This is a genomic window from Kosakonia sp. S57, assembly GCF_016516575.1.
In the GTDB taxonomy this organism is placed as follows: Bacteria; Pseudomonadota; Gammaproteobacteria; order Enterobacterales; family Enterobacteriaceae; genus Kosakonia; species Kosakonia cowanii.
The window spans coordinates 24163-45986 of the sequence record NZ_JACVUL010000024.1; the positions used below are offsets into that span (position 1 = coordinate 24163).

The 21824-nt window shown below is 56.8% G+C and carries 19 protein-coding genes; 9 read left to right on the plus strand and 10 right to left on the minus strand.

Going from position 1 to position 21824, the window contains the following annotated elements; all coding sequences use genetic code 11:
• Positions 1-7: 7 nt before the first annotated feature.
• A complete protein-coding gene (malQ, locus tag IAE48_RS19880) occupies positions 8-2089 on the plus strand; it encodes a 4-alpha-glucanotransferase (protein WP_200135367.1) in 2082 nt (693 codons plus the stop codon).
• A 132-nt stretch (positions 2090-2221) separates the two neighbouring features.
• Here malQ and gntT read toward each other — a convergent pair whose 3' ends face one another.
• The 3 genes from gntT to gntX form a co-directional block, all read right to left on the minus strand.
• Positions 2222-3538, minus strand: a complete 1317-nt coding sequence (gene gntT / locus IAE48_RS19885) for a gluconate transporter (protein ID WP_042712874.1) — start codon at positions 3536-3538, stop codon at positions 2222-2224.
• Between the two features lie 544 nt (positions 3539-4082).
• The gene (gene nfuA, locus IAE48_RS19890; RefSeq protein ID WP_023481993.1) at positions 4083-4658 is read right to left on the minus strand and encodes a Fe-S biogenesis protein NfuA; all 576 of its coding nucleotides are present in this window, start codon (positions 4656-4658) and stop codon (positions 4083-4085) included.
• A 58-nt stretch (positions 4659-4716) separates the two neighbouring features.
• Complete coding sequence (gene gntX / locus IAE48_RS19895; RefSeq protein WP_200135368.1) at positions 4717-5400, minus strand: DNA utilization protein GntX; 684 nt, start codon at positions 5398-5400, stop codon at positions 4717-4719.
• Positions 5401-5438: 38 nt separating this feature from the next.
• Between gntX and bioH the strand changes: the two genes are divergently transcribed.
• The gene (gene bioH / locus IAE48_RS19900; RefSeq protein ID WP_200135369.1) at positions 5439-6209 is read left to right on the plus strand and encodes a pimeloyl-ACP methyl ester esterase BioH; all 771 of its coding nucleotides are present in this window, start codon (positions 5439-5441) and stop codon (positions 6207-6209) included.
• Positions 6210-6251: 42 nt separating this feature from the next.
• On the opposite strand, the gene envZ is transcribed toward bioH, so the two are convergent.
• Positions 6252-7604 carry a two-component system sensor histidine kinase EnvZ gene (gene envZ / locus IAE48_RS19905; RefSeq protein ID WP_094422385.1) on the minus strand — a complete coding sequence of 451 codons (1353 nt, stop codon included), beginning with the start codon at positions 7602-7604 and terminating at the stop codon, positions 6252-6254.
• Complete coding sequence (gene ompR / locus IAE48_RS19910; RefSeq protein ID WP_006177890.1) at positions 7601-8320, minus strand: two-component system response regulator OmpR; 720 nt, start codon at positions 8318-8320, stop codon at positions 7601-7603. The genes envZ and ompR overlap by 4 nt, the downstream gene beginning before the upstream one ends.
• A 217-nt stretch (positions 8321-8537) precedes the next feature.
• On the opposite strand from ompR, the gene greB reads away from it, so the two are divergent.
• The 6 genes from greB (at position 8538) to feoC (ending at position 14726) form a co-directional block, all read left to right on the plus strand.
• On the plus strand, positions 8538-9011 hold the full coding sequence (gene greB, locus IAE48_RS19915) for a transcription elongation factor GreB (protein WP_023482054.1): 474 nt from the start codon (positions 8538-8540) through the stop codon (positions 9009-9011).
• A gap of 101 nt (positions 9012-9112) precedes the next feature.
• The gene (locus tag IAE48_RS19920; RefSeq protein ID WP_200135392.1) at positions 9113-11449 is read left to right on the plus strand and encodes a Tex family protein; all 2337 of its coding nucleotides are present in this window, start codon (positions 9113-9115) and stop codon (positions 11447-11449) included.
• 251 nt (positions 11450-11700) lie between these two features.
• Positions 11701-11889, plus strand: coding sequence for a hypothetical protein (locus tag IAE48_RS19925; protein WP_180344308.1), 189 nt, complete (start codon positions 11701-11703; stop codon positions 11887-11889).
• 9 nt (positions 11890-11898) lie between these two features.
• Positions 11899-12126, plus strand: coding sequence for a ferrous iron transporter A (feoA, locus tag IAE48_RS19930; protein ID WP_023482091.1), 228 nt, complete (start codon positions 11899-11901; stop codon positions 12124-12126).
• Between the two features lie 30 nt (positions 12127-12156).
• Positions 12157-14475, plus strand: coding sequence for a Fe(2+) transporter permease subunit FeoB (feoB, locus tag IAE48_RS19935; RefSeq protein WP_200135370.1), 2319 nt, complete (start codon positions 12157-12159; stop codon positions 14473-14475).
• 11 nt (positions 14476-14486) lie between these two features.
• Positions 14487-14726, plus strand: coding sequence for a [Fe-S]-dependent transcriptional repressor FeoC (gene feoC, locus IAE48_RS19940; protein WP_200135371.1), 240 nt, complete (start codon positions 14487-14489; stop codon positions 14724-14726).
• Positions 14727-14788: 62 nt separating this feature from the next.
• Here feoC and pckA read toward each other — a convergent pair whose 3' ends face one another.
• The 5 genes from pckA to IAE48_RS19965 all read right to left on the minus strand — a co-directional run bounded on the left by pckA (position 14789) and on the right by IAE48_RS19965 (position 20926).
• Positions 14789-16408, minus strand: a complete 1620-nt coding sequence (pckA, locus tag IAE48_RS19945; RefSeq protein ID WP_094422381.1) for a phosphoenolpyruvate carboxykinase (ATP) — start codon at positions 16406-16408, stop codon at positions 14789-14791.
• Between the two features lie 334 nt (positions 16409-16742).
• Positions 16743-17621, minus strand: coding sequence for an Hsp33 family molecular chaperone HslO (gene hslO, locus IAE48_RS19950; RefSeq protein ID WP_200135372.1), 879 nt, complete (start codon positions 17619-17621; stop codon positions 16743-16745).
• A gap of 24 nt (positions 17622-17645) precedes the next feature.
• Positions 17646-18047 (minus strand): ribosome-associated heat shock protein Hsp15, encoded by a 402-nt coding sequence (gene hslR, locus IAE48_RS19955; protein ID WP_023481974.1) that lies wholly within the window; start codon positions 18045-18047, stop codon positions 17646-17648.
• Positions 18047-18724: a GMP/IMP nucleotidase gene (gene yrfG / locus IAE48_RS19960; RefSeq protein WP_200135373.1), complete on the minus strand. Its 678-nt coding sequence runs from the start codon at positions 18722-18724 to the stop codon at positions 18047-18049. The genes hslR and yrfG overlap by 1 nt, the downstream gene beginning before the upstream one ends.
• A 66-nt stretch (positions 18725-18790) precedes the next feature.
• The gene (locus IAE48_RS19965) at positions 18791-20926 is read right to left on the minus strand and encodes an intracellular growth attenuator family protein (protein WP_042717418.1); all 2136 of its coding nucleotides are present in this window, start codon (positions 20924-20926) and stop codon (positions 18791-18793) included.
• A 317-nt stretch (positions 20927-21243) separates the two neighbouring features.
• Between IAE48_RS19965 and nudE the strand changes: the two genes are divergently transcribed.
• Positions 21244-21804 carry an ADP compounds hydrolase NudE gene (gene nudE, locus IAE48_RS19970; protein WP_042717419.1) on the plus strand — a complete coding sequence of 187 codons (561 nt, stop codon included), beginning with the start codon at positions 21244-21246 and terminating at the stop codon, positions 21802-21804.
• The last annotated feature ends 20 nt before the right edge of the window (positions 21805-21824 follow it).

Consider the following 21824-nt stretch of genomic DNA (forward strand, 5'->3'; position numbering starts at 1 on the left):
AAGCGCAATGCAGAGTAAACGTCTGGAACAGGCCGCGCTGACGGCAGGAATCAGCCCAAATTACATCAATGCGCACGGTAAACCGCAGTCCATCAGTGCGCAGACCAAACAGCGGTTACTGGATGCGATGCACCCTGTCCCGGCGACGGTAAATGCTGCACCTGTGCCGGCGGTACAGGTGTTTATTCACGGTAAAAAGAAGCGGCTGGTGGTCTCCGGCAAGGGGCAATACCAGTGGCAACTGACGACCGAAGCGGGCAAAACCTACCAGGGCGAGGTAAGCGGCGGTGACGATCTGCCGCTGCCGGGCGGCCTGGCGCTGGGCTACCACGCTCTGACACTGACGCAGAAAAAGCAGCAGTGGGCGTGCCGGGTGATTATCGCGCCCGCCCGCTGTTATGAGCCGCAGGCGCTGCGTGACGGTAAAAAATTGTGGGGTGCCTGCGTGCAGCTCTACACGCTGCGCTCCGAAAACAACTGGGGGATCGGCGATTTCGGCGATCTGAAACAGATGCTCACAGGCGTCGGCGAGCGCGGCGGCGCGTTTATCGGGCTTAACCCGATTCATGCGCTCTATCCCGCTTACCCGGAGAGCGCCAGCCCTTATAGCCCGTCCTCTCGCCGCTGGCTGAACATTATCTATATCGACGTTAACGCGGTAGAGGATTTTGCCCAGAGCAAAGCGGCGCAGGCGTGGTGGAAAAAAGCCGCCACCCAGAAGGCGCTGCGCGCTGCCCGCGAAAGCGAGTGGGTCGACTATTCGGCGGTCACTGCGCTCAAGCTAACGGCATTGCGCATGGCGTGGCAAGGTTTCAGCCAGCGTGGCGAGGGGGATGAGCAGTTCGCCGCCTTCCGCGCATTCGTTGAGCAGGAGGGGGACAGCCTCTACTGGCAGGCGGCGTTCGATGCGCTACATGCTTTCCAGGTGCAGGAAGATCCGCTGCGCTGGGGCTGGCCGGCCTGGCCGCAGGGTTATCAATCCATCGACAGCCCGGAGGTGAAAGCCTTTTGCCAGCAGCATGCCGATGAGGTCAATTTCTACCTCTGGCTGCAGTGGCTGGCGTTTACCCAGTTCGCTGAGTGCTGGCAAACCAGCCAGGGTTACCAGATGCCGATTGGCCTCTATCGCGACCTCGCGGTTGGCGTGGCGGAAGGCGGCGCAGAGACATGGTGCGATCGTGAGCTTTACTGCCTGAAAGCTTCCGTTGGCGCACCGCCGGATATTCTCGGGCCGCTGGGGCAAAACTGGGGCTTACCGCCGATGGATCCGCACGTCATGCAGTCGCGTGGCTATGCGCCGTTTGTCGATCTGCTGCGCGCAAATATGAAAAATTGCGGCGCGTTGCGTATCGATCATGTGATGTCGATGCTGCGCCTGTGGTGGATCCCCTATGGCGAAACGGCGGATCAGGGGGCCTATGTTCACTATCCGGTTGACGATCTGCTGGCGATCCTCGCCCTTGAGAGTCACCGTCACCAGTGCATGGTAATTGGCGAAGATCTCGGTACTGTTCCGCAGGAGATTGTCGGCAAGCTACGGCGCAGCGGCGTTTACTCCTACAAAGTGCTCTATTTCGAAAATGACGATAAGGTGTTCCATGCTCCCGAAGCGTGGCCAGCGCAGTCGATGGCGGTTGCCACCACCCACGATCTGCCGACCCTGCGCGGCTACTGGGAGAGCGGCGATTTAACCCTCGGCAAAACGTTGGGCCTCTATCCGGATGAGGAGCTGCTGAGCGGTTTATATGACGATCGTGAGCAGGCCAAACAGGGGCTGCTGACGGCGCTGCATCAGCATGGCTGCTTGCCGCAGCGCGCGGGGAAAAAGGCGTTACGCATGCCGATGTCGTCGATCCTTAACCGCGGTTTGCAGCGCTATATTGCGGACAGCAACAGCGCTCTGCTGGGGCTGCAACCGGAGGATTGGCTTGATATGTCATCGCCGGTTAACGTGCCCGGCACCAGCGATCAGTATCAAAACTGGCGGCGTAAGCTTGCGGTTTCGCTGGAGGAGATGTTTGCCGATGAGACGGTAAACAGGCTGATTAAGGATCTCGATCGTCGCCGTAAGGCCGCCGGAAAACGGTAATAAAAAATGCCCGGTCGCGTGATGCGCCGGGCATGTTGCCGGATGGCGGCTACGCCTTATCCGGCCTACGCCGTTTCAGTAACAGCGAACCTGTAGGCCGGATAAGCGAAGCGCCATCCGGCAGTTCCTGCCTCAGACCACCATGCCTAACAGCAGGCAGCCCACCAGGCCACATACTGAAATGATGGTTTCCAGCGCGGACCACGAACGCATGGTTTCGCCGATGGTCAGGTTGAAATACTCCTTAAACAGCCAGAAACCCGGATCGTTAACGTGAGAGAAGATCACGCTCCCTGAGCCAACGGCAATCACCATCAGCTCCGGGCTGACGCCGGTTGTGGCGATCAGCGGTGCCGCAATACCACCTGCAGTAATCGCTGCAACGGTCGCGGAGCCGAGCGCAATACGCAGCACAGCGGCAATCGACCAGGCCATAAACAGCGGAGAGAGGTTGGTGGCATGCATCATTGAGGCGATGTACTTATCCACGCCGCTGTCGACCAGCACCTGCTTAAACGCGCCGCCGCCGCCGATGATCAGCAGCATCATGGCGATGATTTTGATCGAGCTGGTCAGCGTGTCGTTGATATCGTCCATCGAACGGCCGCGATTGAGGCCAAAGGTGAAGACCGCAATCAGCACCGCAATCATTGTCGCCATCACCGGATCGCCGAAGAACTCAGCGTAGGGCAGCAGCGCGTGGCCTTTCGGCAGCACCATCTCCGCCACGGCGCGCAGCGCCATCAGGATCACCGGCACCAGCGATGTCCAGACGCTGACGCCAAAGCCCGGCATCTCTTCTTCACTAAAGGTCTTTGAGTTGTAGAGCCCTTCCGGGATCGGTTTATCGATATTTTTCAGGAAACGAGCGTAAACCGGGCCAGCGAGGATCACTGTCGGAATGCCGAGCAGCGTACCGTAGAGCAGGGTTTTACCCATATCAGCATGGAAAATGGTGGCGATAGCGGTTGGGCCCGGGTGCGGCGGCAGGAAGCCGTGCGTCACGGAGAGCGCCGCTGCCATCGGCACGCCGACATAGAGCAGGGGAATGCGCGCGGAAGCCGCAACGGTAAAGACCAGCGGCAGCAGCAACACGAAACCCACTTCATAGAAGAGGGCGAAACCGACGGTAAAACCGGTTAACACGATCGCCCACTGGATATGTTTGCGACCAAATTTTTCAATCAGCGTGGTGGCAATGCGCTGTGCGCCGCCGCAGTCCGCCAGCAGCTTACCCAGCATGGCACCGAAGCCCATGATCAGCGCAAGACTGCCCAGCGTTCCGCCAACACCAGCTTTGATCGATTTAATCACCGCATCCAGCGGCATGCCCTGCATCATCCCCACGGCAAGCGCGACGAGGATCAGAGCGATAAATCCGTTCATTTTGAAACGGATCATGAGTAACAGTAGGAGAGCAACACCGATAGCAACGATGACTAATGGCATGATTTACCTGGCCTTTAATTTGTTATGGGTAACGTCAGTGTTTTCGGGCAGCCGCTTTCAAAAGGTGAAATCGCGCTGCGGCACCGTTTCGGCTTACATCCATTGCTGAAAATTGTAGTCGGATGTTTTTTATCTTGTCGGTGCCGGTCGGGATGATACGGGTAACATCCCGATAAAGAGAATCACCCGGCGGATCAAAATGTAAGAAGTGAGAGCTTCGTCATACTAACAGCTGAGCAAAAGCGGGGGTATTTGCCGGATGGCGGCTGCGCCTTATCCGGCCTACGGGGCGGGGGAGCAGTCTTGTGGGTTGAAGCGGTTTGATTGCCGGATGGCGGCTGTGCCTTATCCGGCCTACGGGGTCGGAGGAAAAGGCTCATGGTATGGCGCAGTTTGATTGCCGGATGGCGGCTGCGCCTTATCCGGCCTACGGGAATAGGTGGAGCAGCTTACCGGATAGAGGTTAACCCGTCAGGGCTTACATAAAGGAGTAGGCCCGGTAAGCGAAGCGCCACCGGGCAATATACTCAAAGCGCAGAAGGGCTTAGTAGTAGGAGTGCTCGCCGCGCTGGTGCTCGGTGAGGTCGCGCACGCCGGCGAGTTCCGGGAACTCGTTCAGCAGCTGCTTCTCGATGCCTTCTTTCAGGGTTACGTCAACCATAGAGCACCCGTTACAGCCGCCGCCGAATTGCAGAATGGCGTAGCCTTCATCAGTGATCTCCATCAGCGTAACGCGACCGCCGTGGCCTGCGAGCTGCGGGTTGATCTGCGATTGCAGTAAATACTCCACGCGCTCCATCAGCGGGGCGTCGTCGGAGACTTTACGCATTTTGGCGTTCGGGGCTTTCAGCGTCAGCTGAGAACCTAACTGGTCGGTGACAAAATCGATTTCCGCATCTTCCAGATACGGCGCGCTCAGCTCATCGACATAGGCAACCAGTTGTTCAAATTTCAGCGCGGTATCGGTGGCTTCGACCGCATCCGGCGGACAGTAAGAGACACCACACTCTGCGTTTGGCGTGCCTGGGTTGATCACAAATACGCGGATTTGTGTCCCTTCTTCCTGATTCGCCAGCAGTTTGACAAAGTGCGCTTGGGCAGCGTCGGAAATACGGATCATAGCAATGGCCTAATAGTTGACTATTTTACTCGGTTATAATACGCCCATCATCGAGGGTCTACAAGGTTCGACACAGGCACCAGACCTGAACAGTGGCTGCGCCGCTGCGTAAAAGCAGCTGGCTGATCTCTGCGACCGTGCTGCCGGTGGTGACGACATCATCCACAACAACGATATGGAGACCCGCCACCGGCAATTCAAGACGGAAGGCATTTTTCACGTTCCTTTTACGTAGCCGTGCCGCTAACTGATGCTGAACCGGCGTCGCTCGCCGCCGCCTGAGCGCCGCGCGCGGGTAAGGGCAGCGCAGCCAGCGCGAAAGGCTTCTGCACAGCAGATCGCTCTGATTAAACCCTCTTCGCCACTGGCGACGCCCGTGCAGCGGCACGCTCACCAGCATATCCGGCGGCGGCAGAGCGTTAATGCGCCGCGCACTGTGTACCTTCAGCAGCAGCAGGCGCGCCAGCGCGGGGGCCATCTCCGGGCGCGGATGGAATTTAAACTGATGTACCAGCAGGCTGAGCGGCGGCGCATAGCGGCTAACGGCAATCAGCCGCTGCCAGGGCGGCGCGCGGCGTAAACAGCGCCCACAGGGAAGCCGTTCGCAGGCGGCGGGTAAAGCGCACAAAGGGCAAACTTTTTCGCGCCTTTGCAGGCTTCGCGTACAACGCGAGCAGATGCCCCAGTGGCTGAGCATTAATGGCATCAGGCATAGCCAGCACAATCCCGGCACTGTTAGCATGTGGCACCTCCTTGTGTGAAAGAAGAGAACGATAACTGATGAGTGACATCTGGTGGCAAACCAAAGGCGAAGGAGATGCGCATCTTGTGCTGCTGCACGGCTGGGGACTGAATGCACAAGTATGGGATTGCATTACGGCGGAACTCAGTTCGCACTTTACGCTGCACCTGGTCGATCTTCCGGGATATGGACGTAGCCGCGGTTTTGGCGCGCAGACCCTGGCGCAGATGGCGCAGTGCGTTTTAGCGCAGGCACCGGAAAAGGCGATATGGCTCGGCTGGAGCCTCGGCGGGCTGGTGGCAAGCCAGGTTGCGCTACAGGCACCGGAACGGGTAAGCGCGCTGGTTACCGTCGCCTCCTCGCCCTGTTTCAGCGCGCGTGACGCGTGGCCGGGGATTAAGCCTGAAGTGCTGGCCGGTTTTCAGCATCAGCTTAGCGAGGATTTTCAGCGCACTGTTGAGCGTTTTCTGGCGCTGCAAACCATGGGCAGCGACACCGCGCGTCAGGATGCGCGCCTGCTGAAAAGCGCCGTCTTATCGCTGGATATGCCGTCGACAGAGGTGCTGAACGGCGGGCTGGAGATTTTGAAGACGGTCGATCTGCGCGAGGAATTACAAAACCTGTCGCTGCCGTTTTTGCGTCTGTATGGTCATCTTGATGGACTGGTGCCGCGTAAGATTGTGCCGCTGCTGGATGAGATGTGGCCCGCAAGCGAGTCGATTATCTTCCCGAAAGCGGCGCATGCACCGTTTGTGTCGCACCCTCAAGCCTTTTGCGACGCGTTACTGGCGTTGAAAGCGAAGTTATAGAAGGGGAAAAGCGCTTTGCCTGCCGGGCAAAGCGCTACAGGTTTACACCTCTTTGAGCTGTCCGTTCTGGCGAACGACCGGGATCGGCAGCCAGGCGCGAATGCAGAGCCCGCCGCGCTCGCTGGTGCCCAGCTCCAGTAGCCCGTTATGGTTATCAACAATACGCTGCACAATCGCCAGGCCTAAACCGGTGCCGCTGGTGCTGCGAGCGCTGTCGCCGCGTACAAACGGCTGGAAAAGGTGCTCGCGCTGCTCCGGTTTGATGCCCGGACCATCATCTTCCACCTGGAACCAGGCGCGGTTCAGCTCTGTGCCGCTGCTGACTTTGATCCAGCCATTGCCGTAGCGCGCTGCGTTGACCACCATATTGGCGACCGCGCGTTTAATCGAGAGCGGATGCATGCGCACGATGATTTCACCTTCTTGCAGACCGGTGTCGATTTCACGTTCGTAGCCACTTTCCGCCGCAATCACTTCCCCGAGCACGGCGTTAAGATCCGCCGCTTCCATCGGCATCTCCTGGCCGGTGCGCAGGTAGTCGATAAACTGCTCGATAATCGCGTTGCACTCTTCGATATCTTTGTTGATGGATTCAGCCAGATAGCCATCCTCTTCACCCATCATCTCCGTTGCCAGACGAATACGCGTTAACGGCGTGCGCAGATCGTGGCTGACCCCTGCCATCAGCAGCGTGCGGTCATCTGCCAGCTGTTTGACGCCCGCTGCCATCTGGTTAAAGGCGCGGGTCACCGAGCGCACCTCCGATGCGCCATACTCCCGCAGCGGCGGCGGGATCTGCCCTTTCCCCACTTTCAGGGCGGCATGTTCAAGGTCAACAAGGGGTCGGTTCTGAATACGGATAAAGAGCCACGCGCCGCCGATAGCCAACAGCATAATCGCCAGCGTATAGCGAAAGAGCGGGGAGAAATCGCCCTGATGAATTTCCGTGAGCGGTACGCGCACCCAAATATTGGGCGACAGCCAGGTTTTCAGCCACACCACCGGCGAGCTTTTGTTCACCTCAACGCGTACCTCGGTCGGGCCGCCGAGCTGCTGCGCCATCTGCTGGCTCAGAAACTCATAGTGCTGCGCCCAACGCAGGCCGGCATCTTCCGCCGCCTCGTTGGAGTAGAGAGAAATGCCTAATTCGCGATAGATCTCGCGGCGAAATGCCGGGGGCACCACCAGCTGCGTGCCATCCTCCAGTTGCAGTTTATCGGTCATCAGCATACGAACTTCGTAGGCGAGAACCTTATTGAACTGCTGAAGGCTTGGCAAAATGGCGAAATTCAGTACCACCAGGTACGTCGTCACCAGGCTGACGAACAGCAAAGTGACGATGAGCAGCAGCGTGCGGGCAAAGGAACTTCGCGGCGAGAAACGCACTCGCATCATGCTTTAGCGCCGTCCGGTACAAATACGTAGCCCAGGCCCCAGACGGTCTGAATATAACGCGGATGCGCCGGATCCTCTTCCACCATACGGCGCAGGCGGGAGATCTGCACGTCGATGGAGCGCTCCATCGCTGAGTATTCACGACCGCGCGCCAGGTTCATCAGCTTATCGCGCGACAGCGGCTCGCGCGGGTGGCTGACCAGCGCTTTCAGCACCGCAAACTCACCGCTGGTTAACGGCATCGGCTCATCTTCGCGGAACATTTCGCGGGTGCCGAGGTTCAGTTTGAACTTACCAAAGGCGATAACTGCTTCTTCCTGCGAGGGGGCACCCGGCAGTTCATTAGCCTGGCGACGCAGCACCGCACGGATACGTGCCAGCAGCTCACGCGGGTTGAAGGGTTTGGGAATATAGTCGTCGGCACCGATCTCCAGCCCGACAATGCGGTCAACCTCTTCGCCTTTTGCCGTCACCATAATGATCGGCATCGGGTTGCTCTGGCTGCGCAGACGGCGGCAGATAGAGAGACCATCTTCGCCCGGCAGCATCAGATCCAGCACCATCAGATGGAAGGATTCGCGGGTTAACAAACGATCCATTTGTTCCGCGTTAGCCACGCTACGAACCTGGAAGCCCTGCTCAGTAAGGTAACGCTCGAGCAATGCGCGCAGACGCATATCGTCATCCACGACCAGAATCTTATAATTCTCTTGCATTGTTTTTACTCCCAAAGGTTCCGACAATAATGTTTCCGTATTCTAAAAAAGTGCGCGTTAACGACCAGCGAAATCTGGTATACATTCTAGTCGAAATTGTTACAAAGCATATTTAACAGCAGCTTATATGCATATTGCATCACATAAAGCATGATTAATCAGCACCTTACCGCGTTCCGTTTGTAAAGTGCAGCGAAGACATTAATAAGGCCGATCAATGAAAACGCCCCTGATTACCCGTGAAGGTTACGACAAACTGAAGCAGGAACTCGATTTTCTCTGGCGTCAGGAGCGCCCGGAAGTGACAAAAAAGGTCACCTGGGCGGCAAGCCTCGGCGACCGCAGCGAAAACGCTGATTATCAATACAACAAAAAACGCCTGCGCGAAATCGATCGTCGCGTGCGCTACCTGACAAAATGCCTCGAAAATTTAAAAATCGTCGATTATTCACCGCAACAGGAAGGAAAGGTCTTTTTTGGTGCCTGGGTGGAGATTGAAAACGACGATGGCGACACCTTGCGTTTTCGCATCGTCGGCTACGACGAAATTTTCGGCCGCAAAGATTACATCTCTATCGATTCGCCGATGGCCCGCGCGCTGCTGAAAAAAGAGGTCGGCGATGTGGCGGTGGTGCAGACACCGGGTGGTGAAGCGACCTGGTACGTCAACGAGATTGTCTACGTGAAATAAGTGCCCGGATGAGTCTGAGAGCGCCCGCCGATGGCTGGCATTTTGCTGTGTCAGTCCGTATAACTGTCCCCTGATTTTTTGTTCAGAAGATGATGAAAGACATGATGAATGATTCGCTCTGCCGCATTATTGCGGGTGAACTTAAGGCACGAACCGAACAGGTGGAATCCGCCGTTCGCCTGCTTGATGAAGGCAACACTGTCCCGTTTATCGCGCGTTACCGTAAAGAGGTGACCGGCGGTCTGGACGACACGCAGCTGCGTCAACTTGAAACCCGTCTCGGCTACCTGCGCGAGCTGGAAGAGCGCCGCCAGGCGATCCTGAAATCGATCGGCGAGCAGGGCAAACTGAGCGATGAACTGGCGCAGGCGATTAACGGCACCCTGAGCAAAACTGAACTCGAAGATCTCTATCTTCCCTACAAACCGAAACGCCGCACGCGCGGGCAGATCGCTATTGAAGCGGGTCTCGAACCGCTGGCCGACTCGCTGTGGAACGATCCGTCGCAGGATCCTGAAGCGCTGGCTGCCACCTTTGTGGATGCCGACAAAGGCGTTGCCGACAGCAAAGCGGCTCTCGACGGCGCGCGTTACATCCTGATGGAGCGCTTCGCGGAAGATGCCGCGCTGCTGGCGAAAGTGCGTAACTACTTGTGGAAGAACGCCCATCTCGTCTCGACGGTTGTCGCCGGGAAAGAGGAGGAGGGCGCGAAGTTCCGCGACTATTTTGATCATCATGAACCGCTCTCCACCGTCCCTTCTCACCGTGCGCTGGCGATGTTCCGCGGGCGTAACGAAGGCATCCTGCAACTTTCGCTGAACGCCGATCCGCAGTTCGATGAGCCGCCAAAAGAGAGCCACGGCGAGCAGATTATTATCGACCACCTTGGCCTGCGCCTGAATAACGCTCCGGCGGACAGCTGGCGTAAAGGCGTGGTGAGCTGGACCTGGCGCATCAAAGTGCTGATGCATCTGGAAACGGAGCTGATGGGCACCGTGCGTGAGCGTGCAGAAGATGAGGCGATCAACGTCTTCGCCCGCAACCTGCACGATCTGCTGATGGCCGCGCCAGCTGGCCTGCGCGCTACCATGGGTCTCGATCCTGGTTTACGTACCGGCGTCAAAGTGGCGGTGGTCGATGGCACCGGCAAACTGGTCGCTACCGACACCATCTACCCACACACCGGGCAGGCGGCAAAAGCGGCGGTGGCCGTGGCAGCGCTATGCGAAAAGCATAACGTTGAGCTGGTGGCGATTGGTAACGGCACCGCCTCACGCGAAACCGAGCGCTTCTTCCTTGATGTGCAGAAACAGTTCCCGAAAGTGACGGCGCAGAAGGTGATTGTCAGCGAAGCGGGGGCGTCGGTTTACTCCGCCTCTGAGCTGGCGGCGCTGGAGTTCCCGGATCTGGATGTCTCCCTGCGCGGCGCGGTGTCGATTGCCCGTCGTTTACAGGATCCGCTGGCTGAGCTGGTGAAGATCGACCCGAAATCTATCGGCGTCGGCCAGTATCAGCATGACGTCAGCCAGAGCCAGCTGGCGCGTAAACTCGATGCGGTGGTGGAAGATTGCGTGAACGCCGTCGGCGTTGACCTCAATACCGCCTCCGTGCCGCTGCTAACGCGCGTGGCCGGGTTAACCCGCATGATGGCGCAGAACATTGTTGCCTGGCGCGATGAAAACGGTCAGTTCCAGAACCGCCAGCAGCTGTTAAAAGTGAGCCGCCTTGGGCCGAAAGCCTTTGAGCAGTGTGCGGGCTTTTTGCGTATCAACCACGGCGATAACCCGCTTGATGCCTCTACCGTTCACCCGGAAACCTACCCGGTGGTGGAGCGCATTCTGGCAGCGACTGAGCAATCTCTGCGCGATCTGATGGGCAACAGCACCGAGCTGCGCAAGCTGAAAGCGTCCGAGTTTACCGATGAGCAGTTCGGCGTGCCGACGGTGACCGACATCATCAAAGAGCTGGAGAAGCCGGGCCGCGATCCGCGCCCGGAGTTCAAAACTGCGACCTTTGCGGAAGGCGTTGAGACCCTCAACGATCTCCAGCCGGGCATGGTGCTGGAAGGGGCGGTGACAAACGTCACCAACTTCGGCGCGTTCGTCGATATCGGCGTCCACCAGGATGGGCTGGTGCATATCTCTTCGCTGGCGGATAAGTTCGTTGAAGATCCACATACGGTAGTGAAAGCGGGCGATATCGTGAAGGTGAAAGTGCTGGAAGTCGATCTGCCACGCAAACGTATCGCGCTGACTATGCGTCTCAATGAGCAGCCGGGCGAAAGCGCGCCGCGCCGCGGTGGCAACGGTAATGACCGTGATAACGGCAACCGCAACGCCGCCCGTCCAGCGAAAGCACCGCGCGGTCGCGAGACGCAGCCTGCTGGCAACAGCGCGATGATGGATGCGCTGGCGGCAGCGATGGGTAAGAAACGCTAATAGAAAAGCCCTCTTCACCTGAAGAGGGCTTTTTCTCGCCCGCTGCTTATTTTTTCCGTTGCGCTTAGGGTTTTATTTTTCTCTGAAAAAAATAGTGAGGGAATTTAAGCTATTCCGTGCGCCGTTAGGTGTTGAGCTAATATTGACGTCATTTATTATATTTCGATGTGTTATTAAACCGGGCTGCTAAATATAAATTTATTCTTATTATTCTGACTCTCTTGCCACTATTAGTTCCCGAAAATTCCGAGGTGGCAAATATTGTTCTACATCAAAAAGAGCGTAACTTTTTAATTATCCCCGCCGGAAGCGCACGCTTTGGATTGCTGATAGAAACCATTCTCATTATCATCGCAGCCACAGGTTCACTCCTTCTCTCTTTGATGACCAACGGTACGTCTCAACGACGCATGAGTGATATTGACTCGCAGAAAAGATAAGTAGGCTCTATGCAATTCTCTCCTGATAGCGCGTGGAAAATTCTCGGTTTCTCGCCAGAAATAAGCCCGGCATGGCGGCAGAAACTTTTATCCCTCGGCATGTTGCCCGGCTCCTCTTTTAATGTTGTTCGCGTTGCCCCTCTGGGCGATCCGGTGCATATCGAAACGCGCCGCGTTAATTTAGTGTTAAGAAAAAAAGATCTCGCCTTTCTCAAATTAGAAGTGGTTTCACGTTAATCGCAACGTTTTCGCGGGGTGCGAAATAAAATGAAAAAAATGACCATTGGCTTAATTGGCAACCCCAATTCAGGCAAGACAACGTTATTCAATCAGTTAACCGGTGCGCGCCAGCGCGTCGGCAACTGGGCCGGGGTCACCGTTGAACGCAAAGAGGGGCTCTTTACCACTACCGACCACCAGGTCACGCTGGTTGATCTGCCCGGCACTTACTCGCTAACCACCATCTCCGCGCAAACCTCTCTCGATGAGCAGATTGCCTGCCACTACATTCTGAACGGCGATGCCGATCTGCTGATAAACGTAGTGGATGCCTCCAACCTCGAGCGTAACCTCTACCTGACGTTGCAGCTGCTGGAGCTTGGCGTGCCGTGCATTATCGCCCTCAACATGCTGGATATCGCCGAAAAGCAGAAACTGCGCATTGATATCGATGCGCTGGCCAGCCGCCTTGGCTGCCCGGTGATCCCGCTGGTCTCCACGCGCGGGCGCGGGATTGAAGCGCTGAAACTCGGCATCGATCGCCACCGCGCCAATGATAATGTCGAACTGGTGCACTACGCGCTGCCGCTGGCGCGCGAGGCGGATACGCTGGCCGGGCAGATGCACGACGCGCTTCCCTGGCAGCAGCGCCGCTGGATGGGGCTGCAAATGCTGGAAGGGGATATCTATAGCCGCGCCAATGCCGATATTTCCGACAGCCAGCTTAACGCCGCGCTTTCGCGTTTGCAGGCGGAGATGGACGATCCGGCGCTGTATATTGCCGATGCGCGTTACCAGGCCATCGCCGCGATTTGCGATACCGTCAGCAATACGCTGACTGCCGAGCCAAGCCGTTTCACCGCCGCCGTTGACCGCATCATTCTCAACCGCTTTCTCGGCTTACCGATCTTCCTGTTTGTCATGTACCTGATGTTCCTCTTCGCCATCAATATTGGCGGGGCGTTCTCACCCATTTTTGATGCCGGTTCGGTGGCGATCTTTATCCACGGCATTCAGTGGCTCGGCTATACGCTGCACTTCCCGGAGTGGCTGACGGTCTTTCTCGCGCAGGGGCTGGGCGGCGGTGTGAATACTGTGCTGCCACTGGTGCCGCAACTGGGGATGATGTACCTGTTTATGTCCTTTCTTGAGGACTCCGGTTATATGGCGCGCGCCGCGTTTGTGATGGACCGCCTGATGCAATCGCTCGGTCTGCCGGGCAAATCCTTTGTACCGCTGATTGTCGGCTTCGGTTGTAACGTGCCGTCGGTGATGGGCGCGCGTACGCTTGATGCGCCGCGTGAACGGCTGATTACCATCATGATGGCGCCGTTTATGTCCTGCGGCGCGCGGCTGGCGATTTTTGCTGTCTTTGCCGCTGCCTTTTTCGGCCAGCAGGGTGCGGTGGCGGTCTTCTCGCTCTATCTGCTGGGCGTGGTGATGGCAATCCTCACCGGGCTGATGCTGAAATACACGCTGCTGCGCGGTGAAGCGTCGCCGTTTGTGATGGAGCTGCCGGTCTACCATGTTCCGCATCTGAAAAGCCTGCTGCTGCAAACCTGGCAGCGGCTGAAAGGTTTTGTTATTCGCGCCGGGAAAGTGATCATCATCGTCAGCATTTTCCTTAGCGCAATGAACAGCTTCTCGCTGAATGGCCGTACGGTGCACAACATCAACGACTCGGCGCTGGCCTCCATCAGCCGCGTCTTTACCCCGCTGTTAGAGCCGATTGGCGTGCAGGGCGATCACTGGCAGGCCACGGTCGGGCTGGTTACCGGCGCGATGGCAAAAGAGGTGGTGGTCGGCACGCTCAACACGCTCTACACCGCGGAAAATATTGAGCAGGAGGCTTTTAATCCGGCGACATTCAACCTGAGTGATGAACTGATTGCCGCGCTGGAAGAGACCGTCAATTCCGTCAAAGAGACCTTCAGCCTGAGCGTGCTTGCTAACCCGATCGAAGCCAGCAAGGGCGACGGCGAAATGGCGACCGGCACCATGGGGGTGATGAGCCAGAAATTCGGCAGCGCGGCTGCGGCCTACAGCTACCTGATTTTTGTCCTGCTCTACGTGCCATGTATTACGGCGATGGGCGCGATTGCTCGCGAAGCCAGCCGCGGCTGGATGGGTTTCTCGGTGCTGTGGGGGCTGAATATTGCCTACTCGCTCTCCACGCTCTTTTATCAAACCGTCACCTTCCATCAGCATCCGCTCTACAGCCTGACCTGCATCCTGGCGGTAGTGGTGTTTAACGTGCTGGTGATTAGCGTATTGCGCCGGGCGCGCAGCCGCGTGAATGTGAATCTGTTGGCTACGCGCAGAACGGTGGCCAGCTGCTGTGACAGCCCGGCAAGCGACTGTCATTAAGGAGAAGCGTAATGGCATCGCTTATTGAGGTACGCGATCTGCTGGCGTTGCAGGGGCGGATGGAGGCAAGCCAGCTCAGCCTCGCCCTGCACACGCCCAAAGCGTTGATCGACGCCATGCTGGCACGGCTGGAAGCCATGGGGCGCGCGGTGCGTGTTGAAGAGGAGGCGAGTGGTTGCCTGACCGGCAGTTGCAAAGGGTGTCCGGAAGGCAAAGCCGCCTGTTCGCGCGAGTTGTGGGTGCTGCGCTAACCGATTCATTGCCATAAAAAAACCCGCCTTTCGGCGGGTTTTGTCTCTCTTGCGTAAGCGGATTACAGTTTCGGCCCGGCGCTGACCAGCGCGGCACCCGCAGGGGTATCAGTATACTTCTCGAAGTTCTCAATAAAGAGTTTCGCCAGCTGTGTGGCTTTCTCCTGCCACTGCTCCGGCGACGCGTAGGTTCCGCGCGGATCGAGAATACGGCTCTCAACGCCCGGCAGCGAGGTCGGGATCGCCAGGTCAAACATCGGCAGGGTAAAGGTTTCGGCATCGTCCAGCGAACCATTAAGAATGGCGTCGATGATCGCACGCGTATCCTTAATGGAGATGCGTTTGCCGGTGCCGTTCCAGCCGGTATTCACCAGGTAGGCCTGCGCCCCGGAGGCCTGCATGCGTTTTACCAGCACTTCCGCATATTGCGTCGGGTGCAGCGACAGGAAAGCTGCGCCAAAGCAGGCGGAGAAGGTTGGCGTCGGCTCGGTGACACCGCGCTCGGTGCCGGCCAGCTTCGCGGTAAAGCCGGAGAGGAAATGATACTGCGTCTGGCTGGCGGTCAGACGCGATACCGGTGGCAGCACACCGAAGGCATCCGCCGTCAGGAAGATCACTTTGGTGGCGTGACCCGCTTTCGAGACCGGTTTAACAATATTCTGGATATGGTAAATCGGGTAGGAGACGCGGGTGTTCTCGGTTTTCGACGCATCGTCAAAGTCGATGCTGCCATCGGCGCGTACGCTGACGTTTTCCAGCAGCGCATCGCGGCGAATAGCATGGAAAATATCGGGCTCCGCCTCTTCAGAGAGACGGATGGTTTTCGCGTAGCAGCCGCCTTCAAAGTTGAAGACGCCGTCGTCGTCCCAGCCGTGCTCATCATCGCCAATCAGACGGCGCTTCGGATCGGTGGAGAGGGTAGTTTTACCGGTGCCAGAGAGGCCAAAGAAGACGGCAACATCGCCTTTCTCGCCAACGTTTGCCGAGCAGTGCATCGAGGCAATGCCCTGCAGCGGCAGCAGGTAGTTCATGATTGAGAACATCCCTTTCTTCATCTCACCGCCGTACCACGTCCCGCCAATCAGCTGGATACGTTCGGTCAGGTTGAAGGCAACAAAGTTCTCTGAGTTGAGGCCCTGCTCTTTCCACTGCGGGTTGGTGCACTTCGCGCCGTTCATCACGATAAAGTCTGGCGTGAACTCTGCCAGCTCTTCATCGCTCGGGCGAATAAACATGTTTTTGACGAAATGCGCCTGCCAGGCCACTTCCGTAATAAAGCGCACCGCGAGGCGGGTGTCCGGGTTGGCGCCGCAGAAGGCATCGACAATAAAGAGACGCTTGCCGGAGAGCTGTTCGGTGACGAGGCCTTTCAGATGCTGCCACACTTGTGGCGAGAGCGGTTTGTTGTCGTTCTTGCCTTTGCCTTTATCAGACCACCAGACGGTGTCGCGCGTGGTGTCATCGCGAACAATGTACTTATCCTTCGGCGAGCGGCCGGTAAAGATGCCGGTATCGACGGCAACCGCGCCGGAGGTGGTCAATACGCCGCGCTCATACCCTTCCAGGTCCGGACGAAGTTCCTCTTGATACAGCGTTTCGTAATCGGGGTTGTAAACGACATCCTGAACATCGTTGATTCCATAAGCCTTGAGATCTTGCGGGGTTAAACTCTTAACACGCATGTCACTGCTCCTTAGCCAAAATGTACTGCCTGAAAGTGTAGGGGTGATTCTTTGCCGCAACCGGGACGAGGTTCATAGATTTACCTGGCTCAAAGCCCAGTCTGACGAAAACGCTGTGATTGAGGTCACTTAACGGCACGGATTATGCCAAAATTTATTACATTCATCGGGGAAATGTTCTTAAAACGGCGCGGGACGGCATTTTTAACCTTTGCTTTGTGACTGTAATCGCTTTCATGAAAGAGAATTACGTAACACTTACAGGCAGGATTTTAACGGAATCGTGATCCGGGAGACAAAAACGCCGCCCGGAGGCGGCGATTAATAACTGCTATCAATGAACCTGGGGGTCAGCAGGGGAGGCGTTATTGCGGATCTCTGCAATATCCATCGCATTGAAGAGGTAGTGGTTACCACAATAATCGCAGTGCATATCGATTTCGCCCTCTTCGGCGAGGATGCTGTCCACTTCTTCATCCGGCAGGGTTTTCAGCGCGCCAGCGCAACGCTCGCGCGAGCAGGTGCATTTGAACTCAACGTCCTGCGGATCGTACAGGGTGACCTCTTCTTCATGATAGAGACGCCACAGCACTTCATTCGCCGGCAGGGTAAAGAGCTCTTCCGCTTTGAGGGTTTCCGTCAGCACGGCCAGGTGCTCAAAGTCTTCCGCCTGGGTATCCTGCGCTGGCAGCACCTGCAGCAGCATACCGCCTGCCGCTGGTTGGCCTTCGACATCACCGGTGCGAATGAACAAGCGCGTCGGCAGCTGTTCAGAGCGCTGGAAGTAATCTTCCAGGCATTCGGCCAGCGTTTCGCCTTCGAGGCCCACCACACCCTGATAGCGCTCGCCCTCTTCCGGCGTAATGGTAATCACCAGATAACCGTTACCCACCAGCGTTTTCAGGCTTGCATCATCTGCAATCTCGCCCTGTACGCGTGCGACGCCGCGCATCTGCTGACGGTTGTTGCCGTTGATCACCGCAAGGCTCATCGGGCCATCGCCCTGCACCTGCACGGTAATATCACCGGCAAACTTCAGCGTTGCGGTCAGCAGGCTGGTGGCGACCAGCAACTCGCCGAGCAGGTTTTTCACCGGCAGGGGATAGTTGTGGTTTTCCAGCACCTCTTTCCAGGTATTGGAGACGGTTACCAGCTCGCCACGCACGGCATAGTTTTCAAAAAGGTAGCGGTGTAATTGGTCTTGATTGGCCATGTTTTTCTCTCTTGCGGGTGCGCGTTACTCGCTGCCACCGGATTTAAATTTCATCAGATCGCGGCGCTCCTTCTTATCCGGGCGGCGATCGGGGTGCGGCATGGTCAGCGCATTGAGCTTGCGGGCCTGCGCCATTTTTTCGCGCTTCTCAATGCTCTCTGCCGTCTCTTCATACAGTTCAACGGCTTCGCTTGCCGGACGGCGCTGATCGGTAATCCTTTTTACGATCACGGTTCGCTCATCATTGCCCTGACGCAGGGTCAGGGTAGCGTTCAGCTCAACGATTTTACTCGGCTTGCTGCGTTGCCCGTTGTAGTGCACCTTTCCGCCGTCGATCATCTCGCGGGCAAAGGCGCGGGTTTTATAAAAACGCGCTGCCCAGAGCCATTTATCCAGGCGGACCTCTTGCGCAGGCTGCTGTTTCATTACATCTCCTTTAGAAGCGAGGGAAGTAAGCGGCGGTAGTCGTTCATGGCCGGATGGCGCAAATAGCGCTTATCCGCCAACCCGGAGTCTGGATTGGCGACGCCGAGACAGTAGCGAATACCAAATGTCGCGGCGGCATCGAGAATCGGCTCGCTGTCATCAATGAACAGCGTCCGCGCGGGATCAAGGCCGGTATGACTGGCGACAGCCTGCCACAAGCGCTGATCCTCTTTCGGATAACCAAATGTATGGGTGGAAAGTAATAAATCAAGGTGCGCCGCCAGACCCGTGTGTTCAAGCTTAACCGCCAGGTTATGCGGGTGCGCGTTAGTCAGCAAAATGCGGCGCTTGCCGCTTTCTTTCAACGCTTCAAGAAACGGAACCGTATCTTCACGCAGTACGGCGCGCGCCCCTTGCTGGGTAGTCATGGCGCAAATATCCAGCCCAAGCCGTTCGCTCCAGTAGTCCAGACAGTACCAGTTTAGCGTATGCTGCACGTCGTGATAGGCCTGGCTAATAGCGCTTTGTGCCTCTTGCGGCGTTAAACCCGCTTTCTCACCGTAGGTTTGCGGCACCAGCTGTTGCCAGAAATAGTTATCGAAGGCGAGATCGAGTAGCGTGCCGTCCATGTCCAGCAGAACGGTATCGACGTCCTGCCAGGCAATATCAATGTGCATGAGAAGGGCTCCAGCCTGAGAAAAATCTGCGCGAAAGGTTAACACAGCTCGCGCAGCAGATCGTTATCAGCCGAGGCTATCTTCGCTGGGGATCAGGCGGGGGTTCAGGCAGCTTTCGTAGTACTGCTGAATCTCTTCGATACGGGTGCGGTTACGCTGATAGCGGCGCAGCGCCAGCACGCCATTGTAGATGCTGGATAAAAGCATTGCTGCCAGCAGCAGGGTGGTGGCGGCATAGCGCCATAGACCTGCGGCATCCGGCATGCGGTGCAGGCTGATATGTTTGGTGCCGTTGGCATCGGTCACAAGGCTGGTGATGATCCCCTCAGCGTGGAACGGCGTCTGCATCAGCATCTGCGCCAGGCGCTGGAACTCGGCCCACTGCTCCTGTGCCGGATAATCATAGAGCGCCATCGGCGGCCACGGCTGATCGACCAGTTCATTACCCTCTTCGCTGACAATTAAGAAGCCGCCCGGAGCCGGGCTGTTCAGCGCCTGCGCCGCGCGCGTGGTTTCACGCATAATAAACGGCGCGGTCGAAGTGGTGACGAGGTTGTCGAGGGACTCTGCGCTCACCGGGCGCAGCAGAACGTTCACCCCGGTAAGCTTGCCTTCGCTGGCGCGTTTGGTCAGCGTCTCCCAATCCTTGCTGTTGCCGAGGTTTACCAGCGCATTCTTCAGGCGCAGACACTCATCTTCAGCCGAGCAAAGTTCCTGAGTTTTCAGCACGATATCAGCGAAATCATCCAGCAGAACCATGCCGGATTTTTGAATAGCGGAGCGCAACACCGGGCTGACGCGGGAATCCTCTTCCGTGGTCGGATGCAGCTGTTGGCTGACTGCCTGCGCCAGCGCGGTGGCTTTGGTCACAATATCCGATTCCGGCAGCGGCAGGGGAGGGGCGTTGTTCCAGATAATCTGCGAGCAGTCGAACGGCGTGAACGGCGACGTCTGGCGCGAGGCCCAGTTGCTCTGCGTGTGAATATTACACATCCCGGTGCCGCTGATGCGCAGCGTATCGCCGATACGCAGACCGGCGGATTCAAGCTGATTGACGCTGCTGGCTTCAACAGTTTGCGCGCCTTTAATCCACGACACGGTGAATTTGATTGGCATATCCAGCGGTACCCAGATCAGCAGCATCGCCAGCACCACCAGCGAGCCGAGAGCGATCACCGCGCTGCGTACCCAGTGCTGAAGCGGGAAATTTTTTACCTCGTCATGCAGTGACAAAAAGCGCCCCTGGCGCACGACGTGACGATCGAGATAGATATCAATATCGGTTTGCTGGCCTAAATCACGGGTAATAAAGGGCTGCCAGTGTTTTGGATAGATGAGATCGATAATACCAAGCGAGATGTTGTTCATCTGCTCCTGATTATTTTCACCGAACAGCCCCCAGCGCTTTGGCGTCCCGCGCAGGCAATGAATTTCGCGCAGCGTGTTTTTCGCCGGCGGCGCATAAAGCCCCCACAATCCGGCCGCCAGCAGCAGCACGCCGCCGCCCGCCATCCACGGAACAAAGACTTCCGGCGACGCGAGGCAGAAGAAGAACATCAGGAATGAGGCGCAGATCAGCAATGCTTCGCGCATGCCGTCCGGACGGTTCAGCGTATGTTCATAGGGGCTTTCGCGGCGAATATTGAGCAGTTCAATCTGTTCACTCTCTTCACCGCGGATAGCCGAATGGGTTGAACCAATATGCTGCAGTTCGCTGCCGCGCTCTTCATACATATATTCGCTAAGCGTGTGCCCATTAAGCGCAATCACCAGCGGCATGGAGTCGGTGCGAATCAGCTCAACATTATTCTCATCATTAATATATTGCTCCCATGATGGCGGGAGATGGACCTCGACGGAGTCCAGGTAGTAGCGCCATTTATTCGGCGCGTCGGTAGTGATGCCGTAGCGCGTGATGGGATGGGCGACAAACAGCACCGTATTACTGTGTGCGGTAAGTTTAATCGGGACAGGAGCGGCAGTCGCGCCGGTCGGGCCAGGGGTATTTTGGGTACGGGAAAGCGATTCCAGGTAGCGTTCGACGGCGTCGCGCTCTTCTGGAGTCAATTTGCGAGCCGTCGCGCCGGAGAATGCCGGTAAATAAGGCAGTCGGTATCGACGTTGCGACCTGTACCTGTAAATCCATCCGGCGAGGAATGCGCAGGCCAGCATAGCAGCTAAAAAAATCAAAATGGTGCTCATGCTTTCCCCATCTTACTTTTTCAAACAGGTGTAGTCAGTTGCACCCTTCCCGTAAATATCTAATGTGGTTGGCCGCGATAAGCAAGAAATTAACTTGAGTATTTTTAAGCGCATACCATCGTTGGGAAGAATAGCAAAAGCCCCCTGGCGGGAATATCAGCAAATTCTTAGTTTTATTTCAAGCTATTGACTTTTTAGTGAAAATGCGAATTGATTTCAGATAGGTTGCAAGAATGTAAATAAGCGGCAAAGGAGATTGCCCAGGGCGTGCGTAGTGTCGCACAATAACGAAAGTTTCTCTGCAAAGACCGATAATAATGAGCAAATCATTGCAAAAACCCACCATCCTCAACGTCAAAACCGTGGCTTCATCACGGCTTTTTAACGTCGAAAGCGTGGATCTGGAATTTAGCAACGGTGTACGTCGGGTCTATGAACGCATGCGCCCCTCTAATCGTGAAGCGGTAATGATTGTGCCGATCATCGACGATCACCTGATTCTGATTCGTGAATATGCGGTTGGGACCGAATCCTACGAGCTGGGCTTCTCCAAAGGCCTGATCGACGAGGGTGAAAGTATATATGAAGCGGCTAACCGGGAGCTAAAGGAAGAGGTTGGATTTGGTGCGAACGAGCTCACTTTTCTGAAAAAACTGAGCATGGCACCCTCCTACTTCTCCAGCAAGATGAATATCCTGGTGGCAGAAAATCTCTATCCGGAATCCCTGCCGGGCGATGAGCCTGAGCCGCTGCCGCAGGTGCGCTGGCCGTTAAAGCATCTGATGGATCTGCTTGAAGACCCCGATTTTCACGAAGCCCGCAATGTCAGCGCGCTCTTCTTAGTGCGTGAGTGGCTCAAAGGGCAGGGGCGGCTTTAACCGCAGCAAGCAATAAAAAA